This window comes from Streptomyces sp. NPDC097981, assembly GCF_040302565.1.
Lineage (GTDB): Bacteria > Actinomycetota > Actinomycetes > Streptomycetales > Streptomycetaceae > Streptomyces.
Window position 1 is genome coordinate 1 of the sequence record NZ_JBEORW010000170.1, and the last position, 1789, is coordinate 1789.

A 1789-nucleotide genomic window follows, 5' to 3' on the forward strand; every position below is an offset into this window, starting at 1 on the left:
GTGTGGGAGGGCCTGCGCGAGCCCGTGCAGGTCGTGTGGCGACACGCCGTCCTGCCGGTCGAAGAAGTCCTGCTGGACCCGAACGGCACCGACCCCATGGACCAGTTGCTGGCGGCCGGCGGCCTGTCCATGGACCTGGGCGCTGCGCCGCTGGTCGGGCTGCACGTGGCGGGCATCGCCGACGGCCGCTGGCTGCTGCTGGTCCGCGTCCACCACATGGTGCAGGACCACACCGGTCTGGAGATGCTGCTCGGCGAGGTACGGGCGACGCTCGCCGGACGCGGCGCCGAGCTGTCCGAGCCGCTGCCGTTCCGGAACTTCGTGGCCCAGGCGCGTGCCGGGGTCGAACGGTCCGAGCACGAGCGGTTCTTCGCCGAGCTGCTGGGCGACGTCGACGAGCCCACCGCCCCGTACGGTGTGGTGGACGTGCGGGACGTCGGTGCCGAGGTGGCACGGGCGGGCTCCCGTTTCGACGACGAGCTGGCCGAACGGCTGCGCGCGGTCGCCCGGCGGCTCGGTGCCAGCCCGGCGACGGTGATGCACGTGGCGTGGGCGCGGGTGCTGGCCGCGGTCAGCGGCCGCGAGGACGTGGTCTTCGGCACCGTCCTCTTCGGCCGGATGAACGCCGGATCCGGCAACGACCGCGTGGCGGGTCCGTTCATCAACACGCTGCCCGTCCGGGTGCGCGTGAACGAGCTGGGCGCGCTGGCGGCGGTGTCCGCGATGCGCGGTCAGCTGGCCGGCCTGGTGGAGCACGAACACGCGCCGCTCGCGGTGGCGCAGCAGGCCAGCGGCGTCCCCGGTGACACCCCCCTGTTCTCCTCGCTCTTCAACTACCGGCACAACACCGCCCCTTCAGTCGACCTGATCGCCCAGGCCGACGAGGACATGCAGGGCATCCAGACCCTGCTCCAGCGGGAGCGCACCAACTACCCGCTCTCGGTCGCGGTCAACGACGGCGGCAACGGGATGGGCCTGGCCATCGACGCGGTCGCCCCGATCGACCCTGAGGCGGTCGCCACGCTGATGACCGCTGCCACGCGGAACCTGGTGGCGGCGCTCGAACAGGCGCTGGACGGCGGCCCCGACCTGCCGCTGACCACGGTCACCGTGCTCGACGAGGCCGAGCGGCAGCGCGTACTCACCGCATGGAACGACACCGCGGCCGAGGTGCCGCGGGCGTCCGTTCCGCAGCTGTTCGAGACCTGGGCGGCGCGCACTCCGGACGCGGTCGCCGTCGTCTTCGAGGGCACCGAGGTGTCGTACGGGGAGCTGGACGCGCGGGCCAACCGGCTGGCGCACCACCTCGTCGGCCGGGGCGTGGGTCCCGAGTCGGTGGTGGGCCTGTGCCTGCCGCGCGGCGTGGACATGGTCGTCGCGATCCTGGCCTCCTGGAAGGCCGGGGCCGCCTACGTCCCGCTGGACCCGGAGTACCCGGTCGAGCGCCTCGCGTTCATGCTCGCCGACAGCGGGGCACGCGCGGTCGTCCTGCACCAGGACGTCGCGGGCGACTTGGCCGACGGGCTCGACGCGGACCGGGTGGTCCGGCTCGACGACCCACGGGTGGCCGCCGAACTGGCGGCGCTGCCGGACACCGCGCCCGACGCCACCGTGGCGGCGGCCGCTCTGGCCTACGTCATCTACACCTCGGGATCCACCGGCCGCCCGAAGGGCGTCGCGGCCACCCATGACGGGCTGGTGAACCTGGTGTCGGTGTTCGGTCCGCTGATGGAGGTCGGGCCGGGTGTCGGGGTGCTGCAGTTCGCCTCGTTCAGCTTCGACGCGTCGG

1 protein-coding gene is annotated in these 1789 nt (G+C 73.4%); it reads left to right on the top strand.

Annotated elements, in window-relative coordinates; genetic code table 11:
- Window positions 1–1789: AMP-binding protein (locus ABTY04_RS40845; protein ID WP_352218495.1), on the top strand; the 1789-nt coding region annotated here is incomplete at both ends.